Here is a 23,134-nt window from a genome sequence, read left to right on the forward strand (position 1 = left end):
GCCCTGCACACCCTGTCGCCACTGCGAGGTTCGCCCGCCGGCCCCCATCGCTCGAGGGCTGCCCGCACCAGACCTCCCAGGACGCAGCCCGATGGCTCGCTGCTCGTGTCCGATCAGTGCAACCCGAGCGAGGTACCGGGCTCGCTCCGATGCCATCTTTCGGCTCACGAGAGGCAGGGGCCGTCATATCTAAGCTCATGCGGGCGACTCCGGAGACATCGGCAACGGTGCTACGGCATATCCCACCACCCACCACTGACAGCGCGGGCCGCGCGCCTTCCCGGAGCCGAAGACAGAGCGGCTTTCAGAGATCCCCATCGCAGAATCCCGCAGGCCGTAGCGCCGCTGTCCACAGTGCTGTCCGGCAGCGCCAGCCGGCGGTGATCGAAATCATGAGCGGATTAATCGCATAGACATTCGAATTCCGAGAGGCGTTGTCAGTCCGGTCGGGTATACCGGTCGGCTATGAATGTTGCTCAGGAAGCGGCTGCGTCGGCCTCCGGGGGTACGCAGGCACCATCGGTTGACGGCGACTTTCCAGATGACCACCGCCCCGCTGCTGCGGTCCCTGCATCGCGGGACGCCCGCCTCGGCGGAGAAAGAGACCCACGGACCGCCCAGGACGACTACCTGCTGGTGGAGCTGCTGTGTGCCGCCTTGGCGAAAATCCGCCTCGAACGACAGCGGGCCGGCGTTCAAGCCCGCGGCACCGACGGGTCGGGGCCATTGCCGCGTGCCTGGCGTGATGCACGCGGCCGGTTGTGGTGGAAGGCACAGTCACTGGGTTTTGAAGGCCCCGGCAACGACCTGGAACTGTTCGACTGGTGCCGTCGCCCGCTGGGATCGTGGCCGGTGCCGCTGTCGCTCACCGAGGGCGATCTCGAAGCGGTGCTGCTGGAGGGTGATGCCCTGTCTGAGTTCGCCGAGCAGGCGGCAGACCTGATCCAGCATGCTGACGTCGAGGCGGAGCTCGTTCAGAATCAGGTTTTTGCCGCCCTGATGTTGTGTGCCCGGATGAACGGTAAGGACGACGACGCTGTCCAGCGGATCTACTGCCGGCTGCGGCGCCTGCTGATCGACCATCCGGTGCTCAGCGACCGCGAGGTCCAGGCGCTGGCGCGGGAACTCCCGGCAGCGGACTCCGACCATGACTCGTTCCTCGCGAAGTTCGTCCGCATCGCCTACGTCCACCACCCGGTCCAGGCGCCGGGGAAAGTCCGCCTGCGGCACTGTGCAGACTGCCGAAATCCGGTTGACGACGGGGCCGTTGGCTGTGGGGCTCCCGGCTGTACAGGGGTGCCAGAGCAGTACGAGGTGCCGTGTCTCGGCGCGTATTGGACCCAGCACCGGGCAACCCGCCAGTTCTTCCACGACCCTGGACTGCTGGAGGGACGGCTGCTGGACCACCTGGGCGAAATCGCCGACGGCACACTGTGCGTCGAGGACTGGCCGTGCCTGGACGCGTGGGATATGGCGTTGACGTTCAAGACCCAGGAACCGGGTGCAGAGGCGGAGCGCTGGGCCGTCGACGCCAAGGACTGCTCAAGCCCAGCCCTACTCGCCCGAGGCTTTCGCTGCGATCCACGCGTGCCAGCGCGGCGACGCATCATCGTCATCCCCATGCACCGCCTCAGAACTCCCGGCTACCGCACGGACCTTGAGCGCGAACTGCAGGGCCGCGTTTCCGGCGTCGAAGTCCTCGACGAGAAGACGTTCCTGCGGCAGGCCACCGTCCGTGCGCGCCAGGCAGGAGGAACGCGATGAGGGACACCCGCGCCTGGAGCAAGCCACTGGTCAAGGAACTGGCGGACGACAGCGTGCGCCCCCTGCTCGGCCCCCTCAGGCCGTGGGAGATCTGCGCGCTGGAGATGGGCCTGTCGTTCCTGGACGACCATCTGCCCGGCCAGGGCGTCGGCGCGCTGTGGCCGGTCCTGTCTGGATACATGCGCCTGGAAGGGGACCTGGGCCCGCAGCTCCGGACCCTGCGGGAGGTGATGGGCCCGCTTGCCAAGACCGGGACCATGCGGGAGAAGCTCGATCAGTACGTGAAGCTGCCGGTACAGGTGCGAGGCTTCGAACCCTGCGACATGCGCGGCCACAAGCCGGAGTTGTCGACCGTGTTCACTCGCCGGCCCACCCCATACGCCGCGACCCGTCATGACCTCTACCGTCAGACGCTACAGAAAATCGCCCCCTACCAGACGGCCTCCTCATACCGGCCGACGCCGCCGGGTTCGGTGTGTTCCTTCGAGCGGGCCGACGGCAGGCGGGAACAGATCCGCGTCCCCGAGACTCTCATCCCGGCGCCGGCGCCCGCGGTGCTGTCCGCAGCGGCCTCCCGAGTGCAGGAGCCCATTCCCCTCACGCGGGATGACTTCCAGTGGGCTGCCGAACAGATCGACAAACTCCTGGAAGCCCATCCGGAGATCGAAAACCGGGACTTCGTCAAACGGTTCGAGCAGATGGAAGCCCTGCTGGCCGACCACACCGAAGGTCATCTCCTCGATCATCAGTGGCGGATGACCATTGACCGCCTGTGGCACGTGGTCGGCCTGATGAACAGCGGCAAGTCCACCCTGCTGGACCTGATCGCCTTCATCGTCGCCCGCCGCGGCGGAAAGGTCGGGTTCGTCCTCGCCTCCGGCAGCGACGTGTTCGCCAAAGTCAGCTTCCTGCAGGCCCTGGGCATCGATGCCGTGCCCATCTTCGGACGCACCCGGGAAGGCATCCACAAGGACCGGTTCTGGCGCTCGCTCCTCCACGACGGCGAGACGACCTTCCCCACGGGTCTGGACCCTGCCGCGGCGTTCGCCGACGACCAGTGCTACCTGGAGGAGCTGCGGCTGACCAGCAGGACCGACCGGGCCCCGCTGCCCCGCGAGGAGCGGCCCTGCACAGGCCGGCTCACCGTCGCCGGCGAGAGCGGGCGTCGAGACTGCCCGCTTCTGTCCCGGTGCCCTTCCCATACGGCGGCACGCAAGATTGCCGAAGCACAGGTGTGGGTAACGACCTCGGCGGGCCTGGCCTCGACGAGGATGCCTCAGTCCCATATCGAGGTCCGCGTCGCCGAAGCCGCACAGCACCACCTGTCCGTCCTGCTCGTCGACGAAGCCGACACCGTGCAGCAGCAATTCGACGACCGGTTCCTGCTGCACGAGATCCTTTCCCAGCCCGGCAGGGGCTGGAGTCACCGGGTAGGCGACCGCATCGGGCAGCGGCTGGAGCACTCCTGGTTCCTCGATCTGCTCAACCCGGAGGTGACGGCCGGCGACAAACACTTCCGTCGGCACGATCAGGCACTGACCGAGCTGTACCGGCTGGTCATCGCCTCTGGTGCTGACGCCCTGCGCGACGTCATCGTCGAGGGACCGTTCACCGGCTACAGCCTCCTGCGGCGCTTGGCCCGCAGCCTTCACGGCCTTGGTGAACGGACTGACTTCACGGACAAGGCGGAACAGGAAGAAGCCGCCGACCACTACTTCGAAGAGCACTTCGCCTCGCTACTCTCCGCCCCGTTCCAGCCTCCTGCGACGAATTGGGCCGAGCTGATCGAATCGATGACGGCAGCCCACGACACTCATGTCTCGGCCCAGGAGGCCGCAGAGGCATGGATCACCACGCACCAGCCCGCCATCGACGAGGCGAATGTCCGAGGCACGCTGGCGGAGTACGCACAACTGCTGCAGGCCGGGGTGTGGGCAGCGCGAATCACTACCTCATTCTTCGAAGTCGCCCAAAGGCTGCACGCCATCAGCTCCTCCCCGATCGGCGACGGGGAAGACTTCTGGAGCCGGCAGCCGCCACGTGACCTGATGCCCTTCGTGCCCGAACAGGCTGCCGGCAACCTGATGGCACTTCAATGGCAGCCCAACCCCGGTGGTGACAGCGGATCGTTCAGCATCCTGTGGCTGCGCGGGGTCGGCCGCTGGTTGCTCTACCACCTCCATGATCTCCTGACAGCCGAGGGCATCGAGGGACCGCATGTCGTCCTGGCCTCAGCCACCAGTTGGATGCCCGCCTCGCCCCGCTTCCACCTGGACGTCGCCCCGAACCTGGTACTACGTGAGCCGGCAAAGGCCAGGGCGGCGCTGAAGGAGAGCAAGATGTTCTTCCGCCCGCCGCGCTACCCCGACGGCCGTCCCGTCTTCACTTCGGGCACCGGCGGCGACCCCATTCGCCATGCCCACGCGCTGTGCACGGCCGCCGATTGGATCTGCAACCCGGCCCCCGGTGCGCGCGAGTCCCTGCTCCAGCAGGCCCGTCTGCGGCTGGCCGACGACCGTCAGCAGGTCCTGTTCACCGTGCAGAGCACCCGCGATGCCCAGACGGTCGCCGACTACATCAACCACAAGACCCCGTACACGGCCCTGCACGTCATTCGCGACGACGATCCGCCCACTCGGCACAGCATCCCGAGGCGCCGCCTGCCCACCTTTGCCGCTTCCGGCGCCGACATCCTGGTTGCGGCCGAAGGCGCCGTCCAACGCGGCCACAACATCCTCAACGCACGCCGCGTCGCCGCCCTGGGCGCGGTGTTCTACCTGGCCCGCATCCACCCACCCGCCGACGATGCCACCTTCCCGCTGTCCCTGCTCAGCCGCGAGGCGATGCGCCGCCTCCGCGACCCGATCGAGCTGGCCGACCCCTTGGTCGATCCCGTCGACCTCGCGCGCAAACTCCGCCACGGCGAGCGTCGGCGCTGGCAGCAGCGGGTCGGAGAGCCGGTGCTGTTCTCTCGCCTGACCGACCCGGTCGAACACGCGGCGTTCGTCGGCAACTTCATCGTCCCGCTCCACCAGACGATCGGCCGAGGCATCCGTGGCAACGAACCGGTGCTGGTGTACCTCTGCGATGCCGCCTTCGCGCCCCGCACCGCCACGCTCGACGAAACCGCGGCCGACACTCCCCGCACGAGCGTGATCGTCGCCGCCCAGCAACTCCTGCACGGCTGGCTCACCGATCCAGGCCCGACCGCCACCGCGGCACAGCGACTCGACCATGAACTCGCCCACGCCTGCTGGGGCCTGGCCTCCCATCTCCTCGACAACATCGACTGGGGTCACCGCTGATGCCCGCCTACCGCGCCACCCAGGCCACCGTGCTCACCTTCGCTACCGGGGCCAGCTGGCCCGTCACCGGCTACCGCGCGACCTGCCCACCGGGGATGCTCAGCCTTCTGCAGGACGCCTGGGAGGCCCGCCCCGGCCGCCGAAAGCGCAACGGACCCGACAGCCTGCCCACCAGGTCGCTGAGGGACTTGATCACTCTCATCGACCCGGAGATCACCTCCGTGCAATGGAACCCGCGCCATCCGGCCTGGCTTCGCGCGCGGACCGAGATCGACCCGGATCTGCTGCTGATCGCGCTGTCGGCATGGGCCTCCGCTCATGTGGCGCCCCAGGTGCCGGACACCGACTGGTACGGCCGTCTCGAAGGCGCCGGCCAGTTCGAATGGATCCCCGAAGACCTCGACCTCGCCCAGCACGGCCTTCATCTCAACGGCACCGCCAACCCTCCCGCGCACGTCTTCGACCTCCTGCCCAGCCTCGTCGCCGAACATCTCACCACCACCGATCTTCAGCTCCGGGGCCACCGCCGTGACCTGCGGCTCGGCCCCACCCAGGCCGACGGCCGCCGCGCCCTGCATCTCGGCCAGCCGGAGTTCCTCATCGATGACGACGGCGCGGCCGGAGCCAGCGTGGACGTCCTCACCCTCCACCTGGAAACCGTGCCGGGGGTCCCTGAAGTCCACCTCCACCTCGACCTGGGCATGACCCGCTTCGCGATGAACGCGCTCGACTACATCCCCCGCCGCGGAAACGGCGACCCCACCGCCAGCGTCCTGCTCTCCGCCAAAGAGGGATTCATCCATCGCCGCGAACGTCCCATGCTCCTACAGAGCTCCGTCATCATCCGCCGACGCGGACAGGACAGCTCATGGACCTGGCAGCCGGGCGTCACCAGCATCCTCGCCCGCCTCACCCACCACGAGCCGCCCAGCCTCGACGAACTGCGCGCCGCCCCGGGCAACGCGGCGGCTCAGCCCTTCGCCGCGCACATCGTCCACAGCACCGGCATGACCTACCGCCATCCGGACCAGGACGGCGCCCCGCCGGCTCGTGCCACCCACGACCACCCCGTCGGCCACGGCTACCAGCCCCGCGACCATATGGAGGTCCTCACTCAGGTCGCCCGACAACTGGAGGACAAGGGGCTGGTCCCCCTAACGCCCAGCCCCAAGGCACGGACCCGGTCGAAGACACGCCTGCCGATGCATCTGCCCGACTCCCCCACGTACGAACTCGAAGTCTGGGCCTCCTCCGACCGCACCTGGCAAGGTCTACAGACAGCCGCCGCCAACAAACTCGGCCTGGCTCCCGCCACCTCAACAACGGCGTGCGCCAGCTTCACCGGACCGATCAACCTCACCCTCCACCGCCATGACCCGCAAGACCTGACCGCCGGCCTGCCACGTTCCACCGAGTCGGACCCAGCAACCCGGCGGGCCGCCTACGAAGCCAGCGAGACCGAACGCACCACACAAATCACCCGGGCATTCCCCCGTCTTGCCCATCCCATCGCCTGCATCGTGGAGATGGAAGGTGCGGCCTACTTCTCCCGCACTCACCAACGCGACCCCAAAACCCTCTTCAAGAAGGTCCTCCCGAGCCTGCGCCGCAACGTCCAGGGCCTGCGCCCCATCCCGCCGGCCAACCCCAATCCCAGCAAAGCAGCCCTCGCCAAGCGTTTCCCCGGCACCGACTTCGCGACCTCCGACATCGAGCGCGCCGCTTCCGCCCTCAGGGACGCCCTCCGCCAGGCCGGTCACCTGCCCAAACTCCCCGCTCCACCCGGTGTCGAAGGCCCCTTCGAGCTGATCACCGTCTGGCTCGCCCCCGCCGGCGAGCGGATGCTCGTGCCCATGCTGATCCGTCAGCACACCCACGAGGAGTCCACGGCACAGCTCATGACGACGACGGGCAGCCCCACCGAGCGTCCCATGCCACTGACCGCCCTGCCGGAAGCCCTCGTGGCCGGCCGCGGACGCGTGCCCCGTACCGCTCGCGCGGCCCTCGCCGAATTCCTCACCAACGCTCTGTCGCTCGACTCCACCGCCGACCGCCTGCTGCTCGTACGCCGCGCCCGGACGAGCGACAAGGACATCTGGCCCTGGCTACAGGACAGCCGCATCACCTTCGACCAGCTCGTGTTGCCGGGCATCGACATCACGGCCCCCAACGCGGACCCAGACCGCCGTAAGCCCGGCGACCAACCGGGCCTGCGCATCATCCGGCTACGCGAGCGCAGCGATCGCTCTGCAGTGCCCAGGGCTTTCGGTGTCACCCAGGAAATGGTCAGCGCCGGCGACGACACCGACGAACTGACCCCCGTCACCCGGCACGGACGATTCTCCGGCCTGGTCGAAGTCGGGGAACGCGCCTTCTGGGGCATCAACCCGCGCCCCGATCAGAACCAGACCCCTCTCACGCTCACCAAGTTCGACCCGGCCCAGACCGCTAACCGGACCTGGACCTGCTCCAACCCCACCTCCCTGGAGATCGTGCCCGCCTTCCTCCAGGACGGCGACAACCCGGCCGACTGGGCCATGTACGTCCACGCCCAACGACGCTTCCACGCCCACACCAACATCGCCACCACCTGGCCCGCCATCGTCCACCTCGCCGAACTGATGGAGGAATACATCGTCTGATCGGCCAGCCCGTGCCACTGCTGACTGGTCAGGTCACACGCGCTAGCCGGATGGGTCGGAGGCCATCCGGCTACGCGTCACCGCACCCAGGTAGGTTCCGCCACGCGCCGTCTCGCCCTGGCGAACGGCTTCACTGCGGTGGCGGGGATCGAGCAGCACCCATTGCCCGGTCAAGCCTTGCGGGCTTCTCACAGCGTCACTCGAGTGGCAGAGCAGCCTCATTAGTGATCGAATTATGACGATCTGGGTATTATCGATGCTTTGGTGGCCATCTGTGCCACTGGTTCATCACCTGGGCTAGGCGACCCCTCCTCGCCACGCACATAGGGGCATCACAAGCTTCCGAATGGATGGGCCTCCCGACATGACCAAGATCATTGCGTTCGACGAGGAGGCGCGGCGCGGTCTCGAGCGCGGGATGAACCAGCTCGCGGACGCCGTGAAGGTGAATCTCGGCCCCAAGGGCCGCAACGTCGTCCTCGAGAAAAGGTGGGGCGCCCCCACGATCACCAGCGATGGTGTCTCCATCGCCAAGGAGATCGAGCTCGAGGACCCGTACGAGAAGATCGGCGCCGAGCTGGTCAAGGAAGTCGCCAAGAAGACGGACGACGTCGTCGGCGACGGCACGACGACCGCGACCGTCCTGGCCCAGGCCCTGGTCCGCGAAGGACTGCGCAACGTGGCCGCCGGCGCCAACCCGATGGCGCTCAAGCGTGGTATCGAGAAGGCCGTCGAGGCCGTCTCCGGTGCCCTGCTCGAGCAGGCCAAGGATGTCGAGACCAAGGAGCAGATCGCCTCGACAGCCTCCGTCTCCGCCGCCGACACCCAGATCGGCGAGCTCATCGCCGAGGCGATGGACAAGGTCGGCAAGGAAGGCGTCATCACCGTCGAGGAGTCCCAGACCTTCGGTCTGGAGCTGGAGCTCACCGAGGGTATGCGCTTCGACAAGGGCTACATCTCGGCGTACTTCGCCACCGACATGGAGCGGATGGAGGCGTCGCTCGACGACCCCTACATCCTGATCGCCAACTCCAAGATCGGCTCCGTCAAGGACCTGCTCCCGCTCCTGGAGAAGGTCATGCAGTCGGGCAAGCCGCTGCTGATCATCGCCGAGGACGTCGAGGGCGAGGCCCTGTCGACCCTGGTCGTCAACAAGATCCGCGGGACCTTCAAGTCCGTCGCGGTCAAGGCCCCAGGCTTCGGTGACCGCCGCAAGGCGATGCTGAACGACATCGCGATCCTCACAGGTGGCGAGGTCATCTCCGAAGAGGTCGGTCTCAAGCTCGAGAACACCTCCCTGGACCTCCTGGGCCGTGCCCGCAAGGTGGTCATCACCAAGGACGAGACCACCATCGTCGACGGCGGCGGCTCTGCCGACCAGGTCGCCGGCCGGGTCAAACAGATTTGTGCCGAGATCAAGAACTCGGACAGCGACTACGACCGCGAGAAACTCCAGGTCCGCCTGGCGAAGCTCGCCGGCAGTGTCGCGGTCATCAAGGCCGGCGCCGCCACCGAGGTGGAGCTCAAGGAGCGCAAGCACCGCATCGAGGACGCCGTCCGCAACGCGAAGGCCGCCGTCGAGGAGGGCATCGTCGCCGGTGGTGGCGTGGCGCTCATCCAGGCGTCCGCCGTCTTCGAGAAGCTGGAGCTCGAGGGTGACGAGGCGACCGGCGCCAACGCCGTTCGCATCGCGCTCGAGGCCCCGCTGAAGCAGATCGCCGTCAACGGTGGTCTCGAGGGTGGCGTCGTCGTCGAGAAGGTCCGCAACCTGCCCACTGGTCACGGACTCAACGCCGCGACTGGCCAGTTCGTGGACATGATCGCCGAGGGCATCATCGACCCGGTGAAGGTCACGCGTTCCGCGCTGCAGGCCGCCGCGTCGATCGCCGTACTGTTCCTCACCACCGAGGCCGTCATCGCCGACAAAGCGGAAGTGGCTGTGCCCCTGGGAAGTAGTCCAACTTCTAGGGATTCAGAACGGGACCGGACCTTGGAGTTGCAGTCCCCAATGATGGCTTCCCACCCGGCGCACTTGAAACCTTTGATGGCGCCCCAGAAGCAGCAGGCTGATCTCTCTCAAACGCGCCGCCGTCGGAGGGTGGAGGCGGATGTTGAGTATCAAGAGGCTTTCCATATGACGCGCTATGGACCGCGCCCTGGCCGGCAGCGCTATATTATGGTTGAAAATCCAGTAAGCGACAACAAAAGAAGTATGGCGGCAGAATTCCCGAAGGGGCTTGCACGAAGAAGAAATGAAGGTCTACACGCCCTCGCTCGCAGGCCCGGCCACCTGGCACTCTTTGAGGCCCCTCTGGACGTAGTGGAGCGTCTCCGTGCTGATGGTCTTGAGATCTACGAAGACGTGCCAGCATATCCTGCTTCGGCGAGACCCCCAGCGATGCACAGGTATTTGCCGGGTAACTCCACAAACTCATACCTGGTAGTGCTTGTTCGATCCAACAAGGATAGTACAGGCGTTGGTGGCGCGATTGTAACCGGACGAATGGCCGACGAGAGCGTCGATACCTGTGTAACCGATACTGGCGGGATGGCTCAACTAAACATCACGCGCTCGGAGCTCCTGGAGCTTTGGGTTGCTCCGGTCCCGGGATACTGGTCCTGGCACGCCCGCCAGCCTGTGATGCGTGGCGGATGCGTAGAGGTGCACCTGAAACCCATCATGGAGGGGCATGTTGACGGGCTCCGTCACTACTACAGCCAACCTGACATGTCCGCCGGTGACGGAGTCTGCGTTGGCGTCATTGACACCGGAGTCGGCCCGCATCCTGCTCTCACCGTAGCGGGAGGACGTGCATACGACGATGACTCTCGCGGACACTGGGCAGCGGAAACCTTGCCACACGGGACACATGTAGCAGGAATCATTGCGGCAAACGACATTAATTCATGGGTGGGCGTGGCTCCAAGGGCCACGCTCAGAAGTTACCGTATTTACGAAGGAGACGAGGAGGTTACGGGTCCCTACGCCATTGCGGCGGCAATCGCTGACGCGGTCGACGATGGGTGCGACGTAGTAAACCTCTCTCTATATCTCGAAATAAATATGCCCGTCGTGACGAGGGCGATTCGTCGAGCTATCGCCGCAGGAGTAATTGTGGTGGCAGCTGCAGGAAACGACGGACGTGAAGCACCACTCGCCTTCCCTGCTTCGGTAGATAATGTAATAGCCGTCGGAGCACTGGGCAGGCAGGGAACGTATCCTCTCGGGACGGCGTCCGTGGCCACAATTGATCCTCCCCCGGGGGCCGATGCTGCCAATTTCGTGGCATCGTTCTCCAATCGCCTTCGGCAGGGGGACTTCCTCGCGCCGGGTGTCGGAGTGATCTCGACCCTCCCAGGCGTGAGCGGTCCGTGGGGCGTGATGGACGGCACTTCCCAGGCCGCTCCAGTGGTTGCCGGCCTAGCGGCGCGTGTACTGACAGAGACCGGATGGGTACACAGTGAACGCACCGCATCGCGAGCGGAACAAGTCCTAGCCGAACTCCGCCGGCGTGCTGCTAGCCTTGGCTTCTCCCCCGACCGTGAGGGAATCGGCCTCATTGGCGCAGGAGGCGCAACCGCGGAGGCCAACTGATGCCCCACTACTTGCTCTACTACGCGGGTGACGAGGACGCGCCACCGAGCGACCTGGCTCGAATTAAGAGTTCGCCGGCCGTCTCAGTGGTCACCTCAAGAAGAGACATGCTGATCGTCGACGCCGCCCAGGATGTGCTCGAACAACTGATCGCCACACTCGAAGGGTGGGAGTACACCACCGGCAGCAGGGTGGGGCTACCGGCCGAGGACGGCCGATCGCGAGCAACGACGAGGCGTTGCTAGAGCCCCCCAGTTAGGGCTTGCTGTGCTCGGCTGGGCTTAGTTGCAGGAGTGTAGGACAGCAGGTTGAAGTCAGTTCAGTCAGACGAGGTAGCCGATCTGCTGGCTGCCGAGTTTCCCGCGTCGCATTGGCCTACGAACGTGGGCGTCTGCGACGTCGCGGCCGACTCCTGACTGTCGTGACGCCTTGCAAGCCGCGCGATCCTTGGACGCCCGCGAACTCCTCCATGGTGCAGTGCTGGCCGCTTTCACACCAGCTCAAATGGAGTTTCGGTTAGTTCGAGTGCTTCGGAAATCGCACCTGGTGAAGCATCCGTGGGGAGAGCACTCGCAGTCTTTACGATGTCTCTTCGGAAGAATCGATCTTTCACGCGATAGGCGTTATAGAAGGCTGGAATATTCTTAGCGCCGATGATTTGATCTAGTGCGCCGCTCTGGTGTGTAAGGTGGGCACCTGCCGCTACATCTGCCACCGAGAAATTCCCTTGCCCGAGTGACGTGTCAACACTAAGAAGCAACTTCGCCCCGCTTTGACGGGAGAGAGTGGCGGTGTAGGCAGCTGCGGTGCCAACCTGATAGACGAAACAGTATCTTTTTTCCCATGCCCCAGCCTTGTATCGCTTGAGCATTTCTGCAAGCAATGCGGCTGGATCGCCCATGGTGGTGATTGCGACATCCTTGGCCGAAAGCATGAAGGCGGATTCAGTAGAAAATGATAGCTCGATCGCACCGTTCGCACCGACGATACTGCCAAAGGTTTCCGAAGTTTCTCCGGATGCGTAGATCCTGTGGCTGAAACCGTCCTCTGAACTTGCATTGAAGCTGATGAGACCTTCGCTGGGGAGAGGGCTTCCTGCGCTCTTCCCGAGCAGCGTCTCCACGGTTCCCACATAGCGGAAAGCGTGATCCTCGAGGAAGCCAACAGAGCCGATGGAGAGTGCTTGTCCGAGCGGGAGGACTGGTCGCATTTTAGGCGTTCCGTCCATGCATGCGTCAACGAGCTCATTGATGTCAACCACCCGGACTCCTAACACGTTGTGGGAAATCTGCACGCTACACGGTGACTTATGCGACAAAAAGCCGCCATGCGGGTGACAGACAATGTCGGTAAGCTGACCCTCTCCGCGACGAGGTCCGAAATGCTGCAGGGGGTCAGGCGAAAATTCCACATACCATCGGATCGAAATTTTCGAGCACCAGCGAGCTGGCTTCTCAGGCGACCACCGAACGGAAAATGAATCCTCACAAACCCTCTGACAGCCTGCGGGCTGCCCCAGGCGGGTTCTGCGGGGGCGAGGATTCTTCAGACGAAGGGCCCGATCTCCGTCGGCAAGGCCGCGGATGCGCACGCGCCAGAGGGCTCCACCGTCAAGGATGAAAAGAGAAGGCGCACTATGAGCACATCTGACGTCAGCGCGATCCGAAGGTCAGCGGTGCGCTGGTGGCTTGACTGGTGCAGAGAAGTAGCCTCCGCCCTCGCGGTAGCGCAGCAGGAGGACCCGCTGGGCATCGTCAAGGGCGATGACACGTGCGGCTTCCCGCAGGGGTGAGGTGGTCATGCCGCACATTGTGGTGGTTCAGGCCCGCTCGACGAGGCGGCTCCGACCCAAACGGTGTCCTGTTTCTTATGCCTGAGGGTGATGAGTGCGTGGGCTGGGGAGTCAGACCGGCCGCACGGCGGACGTCAACGGCCGGCGCCGCCGCACAGACCGAGGCGGCTGCCCATCTCGGGATTCGGCTCCCCTTCGTGCTTGCTACGGTCCCGCATATGACGCTGTCTGTGCCTCGTGCTGTTGATCTACGCGGGGAACCCCTTGAGGGGGTGCTGGACCGTGTGGAGCGGTCGCTGCAGGTACGTCTCGACCGGGAGACAGTGGTGGGCAAGCGCCGGACTGTCGGGACACGGACCAACCGCAATACATGGGTGCGCATCGAGCGGCGAGGGTTCGACCGGATCGGCGCCCAGGGGTGGAACGGCCCCGAATCCGCTGCTGTCCTGAGGGAGTCGTCATGCCGCAGTGGTACACGGGGCTCGCTTGGCGCGAGCCGGGTGAGCCAGTGATACGGCGGGCGGATGAGATGGAATTGGTCAACGCCGCATCCTCAGGAAGCGCCGTCCCATAGCGGTCCACCATGGCCTCGGTGACAGCGGGTTTGGGTGTGTAGCCGCTCGCGTCGAGGGTCATCAGCCAGTCGATGTCGGTTTCAGGCAGTGCATGCTCCGCCAGGAGAGCGGTCGCCGCGGCCCGGAAGGCGGCGTCGCGGTCCACTAATGTGTTGTCGAGATCCAGCATCAGCAGCCGCATGACCGGCAGTAGACCACGAGCCATAGCCTCCGGGCAGGTGGGTTTCCCTGCCGCGAACCGCGTGAACTCAAGTTGAACCAACGTAGGTGGTCGCGCCCGGACTGGCCTTCGCACCGGACCGATGTCAGTGCGAGAGCCGGGCATCCACGAGTAGGCGCACGATGAGCACTCCGTCCCGGAGTCACTCGACGAATTCGGCCGGGGCCTGCCTCCGGGCGCTTGGCCCTGCCAGGGCACATCGGCTGGGGCCCGCACGACGAGTACGACCTAGCCGACGCACCGTCGACTGACCCGCATCGGTCGGCGCGGTCGGTGACGCCTTCGGCCCCCTCCGTCTCCCGATAGCTCAGGGCGGATGCGGGCATCGCAGACCGCCCGGCACCCGAAACACCGCTGACGATTACGGCGAGCTGATGACGGCTCGGGCAGGTGAACGCAGCCTGCTACGAAGCGGGGCAACATAGCGCGGGATCGCCGGGTTGGCCAACCCGGCGATCCCGCGCATCATTGATGGTCCACCGCCATTACCTGCCCGTACGTCGGAAGGCACGACCACCACAACGTCCAAAGCAGCCCAGCCCCCATACGCCCTCACGTCACAAGCACACCGGACGGTTACGCCGCCGCGTAGCTGGCGCGGAAGAGGTCCACGGCCCGCTCCATGTCCCGCTCGGAGCGCAACTGCACCTCCAGGTCGCCCGTGCCGTGGTGGCCCAGCCCCGTCACATCCCGAGTGAAGCCAGGCATGAGGTCGACCTCCTTCGGGTCGGCCTTGAGATAGACGAGGAGCTTGGTCTTCTGCGGCGGGCAAACGCAGGCGAAGTTCCGCAGGCGCTGATACGCCCGGTACTGCTTGCGCTGCACCCGGCTGACGCCGTCCCCGAGGCCGAGCAGCACTTCATCAACCGCCTCCGCCAACTCCGCCAGCGCACCGCCCTGCTCTCGGGCGGGCGGCAGCCCGGCCGCGCTCCGGCGAACCCGCCGCGCGGCCGGCGTCCGCCCTGTGACGGAAGCCACGGTCTCAAGTCCAATCAGGTCCTTGCCGAAGAACCGGTAGCGGACCAGGTCGATGCTGCGCCTGTGCTCGCGTACGGCGTGCGCGTCGTAGCGGGTGAAGTCGCCGGCGACACAGATCAGCCGGGGTGCGCTCCACAGCACCTGGGACGCGGCCGATACCCCGAGCCGGTCGCGGACCAGGTTCCGGAAGGCGTCCTTGTGCGCCATCAGCCACGCCATGTAATACAGGCCCTGATTGATCACGCCGGCCGCGGTGCCGCGCTTGAACTCCACGACCACCGGCGCCCCGTTCTCGTCGAGCCCCAGCGAATCGATCCGGCCGCCGTCAGCACAGTCGATGACGTACTCGCTCGCCAGGAACCGCACCCCTAGCATCGTCTCCATGTGTGCCTCGACGAGGCCCTGCACATCCGCCTCGACCTCGGCAAGACGCGGCGCGACCTCCGTCACGTCGCCATTCGTCGTGTGGAACAGCTTCAGGCCCGACACCTTCCCCTCCTCGGCTCAGAGATCGAGAACGCAGGAGAGGGGTAGATCTATTTCCGCGCGTGCGCACCGAACAGGTGAGGAGATGTGAGACGGTGACCACCTGGCACAGTCGGGAACCCCTGCATCCCATCCGTCCCAGAGGTGCCCTCGTCCCACATACGTCCCACAAAACCCCTGACGGCGTGTCAGTGAGGAAGAAAGTGGGGAGGTCAAAGCACCTGCCGACGAGATGCGCCAGGCGCCTTCTAAACGCCTGTTCTGAGTTCTTGCGCCCGTAGCCCCGACTTCGACACCGCCCACATCGCCAGGTCCGGCACGCAGGACAAGGTCGCCCCAGCTAAGGGAAGGATCGCCGAAGCCCTACCCCACCAAGGGGCTCACCGTCCTCAACGCCCCCCATTTCACGGCCGTGACCGAACGCGCCAACGCCCGCGTCATCACCTACGGCTTGGACGCACCGTAGGCATCCGTGCCACCGAGATCGCCCTCAAGGGCCAGGGCTGGCCCTCCTACGCGGGCGTCTCGCCCGGGGAAGCGGTCTCTTCCTGATCGCCGTCATCTGGTGAGGTGGCGGCCTTTACAACTGCCCCCAGGAGGTCGGTGATGGTGTTCCGATATGCCTCCGCAAGTTCGGCAAGCATTTCGATAACAGCGGCCGTGCCGGGTTCGTCGACATCGACATCGGCGTCCGCGGAGGTCTCCACCTCGTCTCTCCGCTGGAGGGCTGCTGCTCTTCTTGGCGAGTGGGCCGCATACCGCAAGACAGCCGACTCCTGCTCGGTGAGATCGTGGCCGAATCTGTTCAGCCACTCTGCCTCCTCTTCCGGGCCTTCGGCGGTCGCCAGGTCGACCAGGATGGCCAAGACGTTGTGGTGAATCTCGTGCAGCCGCGCCGGCACGGTAGGCCGCGACCAACTGTCGTTTCCCGGTTCAGGTAGCGCGTCGAGGGTCGCAGCCAGCTTGGCCGCGTATGGGGGCGGCCATCCGGAGGGCCACGAGGACCGGGCCTGCCAGAGTCGCAGGATCGCGTCCCGTGCCTCAGCAGCGCGGGCTGCGGCGTCCGGCGCGTTCCGCTCACGCGCCTGATCGGCTTCCGTCACGAGGCGAGCTGTGTGGTGTGCGAGCCACCGGACCAGAGTGTTGTTGGTGTGCTCGTCGCCGAACTCGGCCAGGATGCGTTCGCCCAGCTCAGCGACGGAGTCCACTGGCGGTGAGGTCTCCGGCGGCGTCGAGGAGATAGATGCGGCTGACGGGGATCCGGTACCCGTCTCGTCGTTGTCCAGTTCGGCGCCGTGCAATCTGAACCTCCGTGATCAGGATTTTTCCTGTGGCGGCGAGATACCGCAACAATGTGTCCCGCCTGACGTGGACACGGTAGCCAGATGAGACGAGCGTAGATTCTGGGTCACGTCCCGGGTCAGGGTCGGCCCATTGCTGAGCCTGCGCCACGATGCCTCCGTCGTGCGCTGTCAGCGTGAGATGGGCGGCGTCGACTGACGTGCGGCTCTGAATCCTGAATGCCTTCCCTGGCAAGGGAGGTTCACGACGCAGCTCGTAGGCATATGCATCGTGCCGGTCGAGGAATTCCGCGGGCTCGTAAGGACGCAGGATCCATCCGCTGAGGTGAAAGGCACCTTCGTCGACTTCGAATTCTTCCTCTTCTTCGTCGGGCAGCTTCCAGTCTGTCGGGCTGGAGGCCGAGGCGAGGGCGCGCTGCAGGTCGGCGGAATGGCGAGGATCCACAAGGGCCGAAGCCACGCTCACCGTCTCGAGGGTGCCGGAATCCTGGAGTCGTACACTCGCCGCCACACGGATCATGTCCGATACACCGCCTACCCCGTCGTCGATGGTTAGCCCGAGGGCACGATCGAAGTCAGCGAGCGATGCAGTATCCCAGGTGGCGGACCGCGCCCGGGGCAGAAGGAACTCCGGATCGGCCGGGACCGGTGTCCCGAGGTCTGCGAGCCAGCCGGTCGGGGCCGGGAGGTGTGGTAGCAGCCAGTCCTCCCAGGAGTCATCTTGTTCATGTGCCAGGGTTCCGGCACGGACCGGACGGCCTTCGTCAGCGAGGTGCCCGGCTGTGGCCATCATGGCGTGATACTCGATGTAGAGCCGGAGACTCTCCTGGCGAGGAATGCTTCCGTGCCTGTGACCGGTGCGTTCGTAGGAGCGCTCGTCGCGCAGCTCTCGGACATCGGTCCACCAATCGTCCGTGCTCAAACCCCATCGGTCGATGATGAATCCCTCGGCCGTCTCGGCGATGACGTCCACCTCGACGTCGAAGACCTCGGCCAGCGGCCCGTACCAATAGGGGATGGTGTCCATGGAATCAAAGTCGTAGCGACCGTTGCGGGAGGTTCTGTCGCGTCGCGCGTAACTGCGTCCGTAGTCCACGAGCCAACTGGAGGGCTGGTTGGCCAGGCAAAGCATCTCAACCTGCGTGGGATCGGCGTTGGCTGCTGCCGCCACCGCCAGGCCAATGCGACGCGCCAGTTCACGGATTTGTGCATGAGGGAACACTCGATCAGTAGCGACGCGCATGAACTCACGGAAGTACGCCGCAAGAATATTAGGACGCTCCACTGCCACCCGCTCAAGTGCCGCAAGAAGTGCGGCGATCGCCGAGAAGCTGTAGAACTGCAGGTTCGCATCCCGGAAGGTTCCCGGCTCATTGTCGTCCAAGCGTCGCATCAGGTCCGCTACAAGCGACTCGGCGTCAGCAGCGGAGGAGGCGCTCAGTAGTTCGCGAGTGGAATGCGCCGCACGCCAGCGTAGTTCCCGCTGAGGGTGCCCGAAGGTGCTCCAGAGCAGCAGGGAAACGGCCGTCGCCGCGCTCTTCCGTTCGGCGGCTACGGTGTCGGGCGGAACACGGTCGTCGAGGAGCCCCAGAAGGGCCGAGCCGGCATCGGCGGTGGGGCACAGATGTCCAAGGAGGGCTGCGACGCTCCGCCATCCGTAGGCCCGCAGCCCCTGCCGTGCCTCCGGCAGGGCGGCCAGAGCGGCGTGCCGGATGGCCAAGTCGTCTCCGAAGACCCTTAGTTGTTCGATCGTGCTTTGAGTGTCATGCCCCCAGAACACCTCGGCGAAGAGTCGACTAACCAGGTCGGGAAGCCTTGCAGCCGCCCATGTCGCCACCGCTGGTGTAGAACTCCAGCGGCGGACGTGGTCGGACAGGACCGCTAGCGCGTCGTTCGTGCCCAGGTTCGGCAGCGACGCGACAGATGTCAGAGCGTCCAGGCGCTGTCCGTAGGGGGTGTATTGGAGAACCGCCGTAATGAATCCACGCAGTTCTTCGCCGTAGACACGAGCGTCGGTCAGTGTCCGTACGTCCTCTGCCATCGACACCCAGCTGCGAGACGTGGCCCCGGACAGCAAGGCTTGAACCTCGGGAGCGTGACGCTCACTACCGCCCCAGTCTCTGCTGGAAGCCTGGCCAATGACCGAACCTTCCCGTACGTCTCCGAGCCGAATCACGGCTTCGAGCGCCTGCCGGATGCTACTCCCGTGCCCCATCTGCTCGGCAGCGTCGACAAGGTGCCGCGCCCTTGCCGGCTGATCGCGTGCGGGAACACGACGCCGCACCCATTCCGCCGCTCTCAACAGGACACGGCGGCACTCCTGCCTTTCCGTAGCACCGCTCGCCGCCAGCCTTTTGGCGACGTTGAGCTGCAGAAGCCAACGACCTCCGTCGTCGGCGATCAAGTGGTCCAGGAAGAGAAGCTGCTGCGAGGGGATCTCTCCGTTGTGAACTGCACCGGTCAATGCGGCAGGCAAGGTGGACGAGAACCCGATGCGGTCCTGGTCATCCCATCTGCTGGCAGCCGCAAGGCCAGTGAAGGGGTCCAGGCGAGCCGCCGCGCCGGCGATCTCCGCATAGGGAATCTCGGCGGCGTCACTCACGTGCGGGGCCATCAGTTCCGCGGCTCGAACGAGACGCGCGGCGGTATGAGCCGGATCAAGACCGGAGTTGTTGGCGCGGTGGGCAAGGTCTACGTGGACCTCCAGGAGACGGGCCGCGTCGTCGTTAACTCCGGTCGCTGCTTCCACAGCCTGGTCGAAGAGATGTCCTCCCAGATCCACATCCACCTTCGCTCCCAGCTCCGCCAAACGAGCAAGGAGGTCAAGGCGTTCCTGTGCTGGATAGTCGTTGCTGTTGACGTAGTCGGCCGCCCTCGTGCACAGGTCGGCTGCCATGCCCTTGAGATGCGAGTGGGGCAGGAGTAGGGCCGCCAGTTCCATCCAGAGTTCAGGCGCACCGTCACGACGGATGGCCTCGGCGGCCCCGGCCAGACGATCGACGGCCTGCTGTGCCACTTGGGTGTCCAGGGCGGCGGAGGCCACTAGGCTTGCCCAGGCCGGATAGGACCTGTCGTACGTGAACCACCGGTGCGTGGCGCGCTCCATACGTGCGGCGATTCCTCGATCACAAAACGTGAGGACCTCTTCGGCGTCCGCTTGCCCCAAGGAAGCGCGTGCAGCCAGCACGGCGGCTGCGGCGATGGCCTTCACGAGTTGGAGCCATTCATCGCGTTCGCGCGCCCGGGGGTCAGTGGTGCGACCCGTTTCGTCGGTGCGTGACTGCAGTGTGGCGGGAACGAGCGCGGCGACGTCCATGTCGTTGCCGCTGAGCACTGCGTCTGCGGCATGGCAGCGCAGAAGCACAGTGCCTGGCTCCGTGGATCCCGCATAGTTCGAAATACCGCTGGGCAGCGCCGTGGACCAGCGTTTGGCCAGGTCGGCAGTCAGCTGACGGTCGCCGTGCCGCAGCGCCTCGTCGAGCACTCGTGACTGCACTGGCAGAGGCTCGGCAGGCAGGTCCAACAGCAACGCAGCAAGTACTTCGTCGACCCACTCCGCGTCCGGCTCATCGGAAGGCGATACGACAGCGGCAAAGACGCGTGCCTGCGCCTCCGCCGGAACCCGGTACCTCTTCAACAACCGTCGTACGACGGCAGGATCGACATCATCCGCGAGGCGATCTGCCAGTGCCACAGCGGCCTCCAGCACGAGATTACCGGGGCGCCATCGCCGCAGTTCTCTCAGCGCGGCCCTGACCCCGTCAAATCGATAGCACGCCTCCGCTGCCGCGGCAACGTCGTCCGGCGTGACATCCCAGTGCTTGCCCTCCCCGTTCCGCTGAGCCATCCAGCGACGCAGCCAGCCCCCGGCGCTCTCCAGGTCAGCCCGGGCCACGTCGTGCCGTTCCGGAGTACGGGACAGCACCGCAGCCGTCTGGAGGAACACCGGGGCGAGCCAAGACCCGCTCGGTGTGCGCAGTACGTGGGCTCGCAGGAGGTCCGGGTCCGTATAGCGGGCGACCAGCTCCAGATGTGACTCGGTCAGGCGCGACAGCGTGTCGAAACGGGACGCCGTGTCGCAGCCCCGAACGGCCAGTCGTACGGCGGCTGCCGCGTCGGCCGTTTGTGCTGCGGCTCGCACAGCCAGGTCCAGGCGCCGGCCCTGGACCTCCTCTCGGCGGAAACCGTCCGTAATGCCGACAGGAGTGGCTTCTTCCAGGACCAGTTGCAGCAGCTCCTCCAGGCGGCCCGACGCTGCCAGATGGTCGGCCAGGTGCGTTGCAGCGTCCGCGTCGGTCGCCCGCGCGGCGAGACACAGATCCGCCAGTCGGCTGTGTGCCGCGATCACTTCGGAGGGATCCACGCAGTCCCTGACATGCGTTTCGAAGTCTTCGTCCCGGAACTGGATCGAGTCGTCGACGACCTGGACTCCGGGAGTGAGCCCCGCTGCGAAGTTCCTGACGGCCGGCAGGTCGACGTCGAGAGCGGTGGCAAGTGTCCGAAGCGGCACCGGGCGGGAAAGCGCCAGCATCAACGCGAGCCACCGTAGACCACCGGCGTCCGCTCCGCCCACATGCAGAGCCGAGTCGATGAGATCCTCGAATACCGCCTTGGGGGTCCGCTCCGATTTCGCCAGTAGCGTGGACATCTCCCAGGCATGCTCGGCGGCTTGCTGAAGGACGTAGAACTGGGCTCTGGGATTCCCTTGAGTCCTGTCGTGGAAAGCGTGGGCGTCCTCCTCGGAGGCGTCCGGCCGGTGCCGACGCAAGTGCGCCGCAGACGTGGGAGCGTCGAACGCTGCGAGCGGAACCTCCTCGGCCGCCGTCGTAGCCCCCAGCGAACCGACCCGGTGGCTGCGGGCGGTGAGCACCACGGCGACTCGCTGGGGCAGTGCCAGGCGGACCAGCTCCGGCAGAAAGGAGCGATTTCCGCATTCTCGAGCCGCTGTCGCGGCGTTGTCAGCAGCGTCGACGGCCAAGACCACCACGGCGTTCCGCGGGAGGCCAGCGACGGCTCCGTCGAGCGTGCGGCGGAACCGCCGCCAAAGGTCCTCCTGCCGCTGCGAGACCGGAATGAGCAGCGGAGTTCCGCACAACTGCGCCAGTTCGTTGACCACTTGGGTGACGAATCGCTCCGGCGTGTGCCGCTCTTCACCTGCACTCAAATAGTCTCCGCCGCCGTAGCAGTCGAAGTGGACGACCTGGGATCCCACCGGCAGGTGGTCGTTCATCTGGCGGATCGCCGTGGTCTTCCCAGCCCCGGCATCTCCGTGAGCCACCACGAGTCGTCCCGGATGCCTCATGACGGCGTCTGCGATGGAACGGGCACCGGGCGCGGGGAGTGGATCGGCAACTTCCGTGAACCGAGCAGGTGCCGGGTACAGATCCAGCAGTTCGGGAGCCCCTAGTTCCGCAAGGACGTCACTTGCCGCCACTCCCTTGCGGTTGCTGTCTGGCAGTGCCTGCGCACGGACGAGGTGGAACAGCTTCAGGGCCGAGTCGTGGCCCTTGCCCGGTGTCAGCTCAGCCGCTCCGGACTGAACCGCGCGGGCCAGTGCAGCCCTGTCCATGGCGCCCGTCTGTGACAGATCAAGGGCGCCCATGAACGCGCAGAACTGCTGACTGCTCAGCCGGGCGCATACCGCCTCAGACAGAGACCGGACAGTCGCAGCCTGCTCGGCAGGGAGCGCAGCGAGAAGAGCCCGGGTCTGGACCGCCTGCCCTTGGTCTGCAACCCACGCCGTCGCAGCTGCTACAGAGGAGACCAGCTCGGGCGCGGCCGACTGGTTGCTGACCAACGCGATACGGGCCTTGGACGCGACATCAACCCCATGTTCGTCCACAAGCCGTCGATAGGCAGCCGCCAGATCCGCGATGACGGATCGTGCTGGCGTCGTAGTGCCGTTGGCGCGGTACCGCACGCTCTTCTTACAGAGCCTTGCCGTTGTCCATTCGGTGTCCGGGTGGCGCGAGCTGTACTTCAGCTGCGACAGGACAAGAGCGTCTGCCGAAGCGGCATCGTCGCCCCCCAGGTACTCGGCAACGTCCACCGTCTCGTACTCGTCGTCTGGATCATCGACGTGGGCAAGACCTTCGAGTGTGACACGCCGGAGAACGGTGCCCGGCTCGACCAGTTTCAGCGCCCGGCTCGCCGCCCACCAGAAGTGGAAATCGTCTCCGGCATTCGACTCCGGCGCACCCACCCTGCTCCCCCTTAACACTGCACCGGTCGAGACGACCGACGCGAGGGGCACAGAATATCCCCGAGATTACGGGCAGATTGCCAACTGTTGGACCACCGATGCGCGCCCCGCAGCCTCTCGCCCTGGATAAAGCAGAAACAGCGGGCATCGGCAGTGGGAGTTCCCTGGGACTCTTCTGGGCCTTCAACTCCGCTGACGCGGATGAGCATGGATCAGACAAGAAGCCATCTGCACAAGTCAACGAGGCGTGATTGATCACATCCGATCAGCAGAA

Annotated in this window: 10 protein-coding genes and 1 pseudogene; 6 read left to right on the top strand and 5 right to left on the bottom strand. The window is 65.7% G+C overall.

Annotated features, from left to right (window positions below; genetic code table 11):
- Window positions 1–636 precede the first annotated feature (636 nt).
- The 6 genes and pseudogenes from OG841_RS12805 (at window position 637) to OG841_RS12830 (ending at window position 11,551) form a co-directional block, all read left to right on the top strand.
- A complete protein-coding gene (locus OG841_RS12805; RefSeq protein WP_371565278.1) occupies window positions 637–1,764 on the top strand; it encodes a restriction endonuclease-related protein in 1,128 nt (375 codons plus the stop codon).
- Window positions 1,761–5,069 carry a hypothetical protein gene (locus OG841_RS12810; RefSeq protein WP_371565280.1) on the top strand — a complete coding sequence of 1,103 codons (3,309 nt, stop codon included), beginning with the start codon at window positions 1,761–1,763 and terminating at the stop codon, window positions 5,067–5,069. Before OG841_RS12805 ends, OG841_RS12810 begins: the two co-directional genes overlap by 4 nt.
- Window positions 5,069–7,711: a pPIWI_RE module domain-containing protein gene (locus OG841_RS12815; RefSeq protein ID WP_371565282.1), complete on the top strand. Its 2,643-nt coding sequence runs from the start codon at window positions 5,069–5,071 to the stop codon at window positions 7,709–7,711. The genes OG841_RS12810 and OG841_RS12815 overlap by 1 nt, the downstream gene beginning before the upstream one ends.
- A gap of 364 nt (window positions 7,712–8,075) precedes the next feature.
- Window positions 8,076–9,689, top strand: a pseudogene (gene groL / locus OG841_RS12820) (chaperonin GroEL); the annotation flags it as partial.
- Window positions 9,690–10,439: 750 nt separating this feature from the next.
- Window positions 10,440–11,306, top strand: a complete 867-nt coding sequence (locus tag OG841_RS12825) for a S8 family peptidase (RefSeq protein ID WP_371570680.1) — start codon at window positions 10,440–10,442, stop codon at window positions 11,304–11,306.
- A 107-nt stretch (window positions 11,307–11,413) separates the two neighbouring features.
- Complete coding sequence (locus OG841_RS12830) at window positions 11,414–11,551, top strand: hypothetical protein (RefSeq protein WP_371565284.1); 138 nt, start codon at window positions 11,414–11,416, stop codon at window positions 11,549–11,551.
- A 245-nt stretch (window positions 11,552–11,796) separates the two neighbouring features.
- Here the strand turns inward: OG841_RS12830 and OG841_RS12835 are convergent, their stop codons facing one another.
- From OG841_RS12835 to OG841_RS12855, 5 genes are all read right to left on the bottom strand, one after another.
- Window positions 11,797–12,567, bottom strand: coding sequence for a hypothetical protein (locus OG841_RS12835; RefSeq protein ID WP_371565286.1), 771 nt, complete (start codon window positions 12,565–12,567; stop codon window positions 11,797–11,799).
- Window positions 12,568–12,975: 408 nt separating this feature from the next.
- Window positions 12,976–13,107, bottom strand: a complete 132-nt coding sequence (locus OG841_RS12840) for a hypothetical protein (RefSeq protein WP_371565288.1) — start codon at window positions 13,105–13,107, stop codon at window positions 12,976–12,978.
- A 1,362-nt stretch (window positions 13,108–14,469) separates the two neighbouring features.
- A complete protein-coding gene (locus OG841_RS12845; protein WP_371565289.1) occupies window positions 14,470–15,360 on the bottom strand; it encodes a DUF5655 domain-containing protein in 891 nt (296 codons plus the stop codon).
- 509 nt (window positions 15,361–15,869) lie between these two features.
- A complete protein-coding gene (locus OG841_RS12850) occupies window positions 15,870–16,565 on the bottom strand; it encodes a hypothetical protein (RefSeq protein ID WP_371565291.1) in 696 nt (231 codons plus the stop codon).
- Entirely contained in the window at window positions 16,549–22,860 is a 6,312-nt protein-coding gene (locus OG841_RS12855) for an AAA family ATPase (protein WP_371565292.1), read from the bottom strand. Before OG841_RS12855 ends, OG841_RS12850 begins: the two co-directional genes overlap by 17 nt.
- Window positions 22,861–23,134: the final 274 nt, after the last annotated feature.

It is taken from the genome of Streptomyces canus (genome assembly GCF_041435015.1).
Classification (GTDB): domain Bacteria; phylum Actinomycetota; class Actinomycetes; order Streptomycetales; family Streptomycetaceae; genus Streptomyces; species Streptomyces canus_G.

Bases quoted from the DNA above. Each gene is read 5' to 3' on its own strand.
- OG841_RS12810 (WP_371565280.1), top strand. From the start codon at position 1,761: ATGAGGGACACCCGCGCCTGGAGCAAGCCACTGGTCAAGGAACTGGCG.
- OG841_RS12815 (WP_371565282.1), top strand. From the start codon at position 5,069: ATGCCCGCCTACCGCGCCACCCAGGCCACCGTGCTCACCTTCGCTACC.
- OG841_RS12825 (WP_371570680.1), top strand. From the start codon at position 10,440: ATGTCCGCCGGTGACGGAGTCTGCGTTGGCGTCATTGACACCGGAGTC.
- OG841_RS12830 (WP_371565284.1), top strand. From the start codon at position 11,414: ATGCTGATCGTCGACGCCGCCCAGGATGTGCTCGAACAACTGATCGCC.
- OG841_RS12840 (WP_371565288.1), bottom strand. From the start codon at position 13,107: ATGACCACCTCACCCCTGCGGGAAGCCGCACGTGTCATCGCCCTTGAC.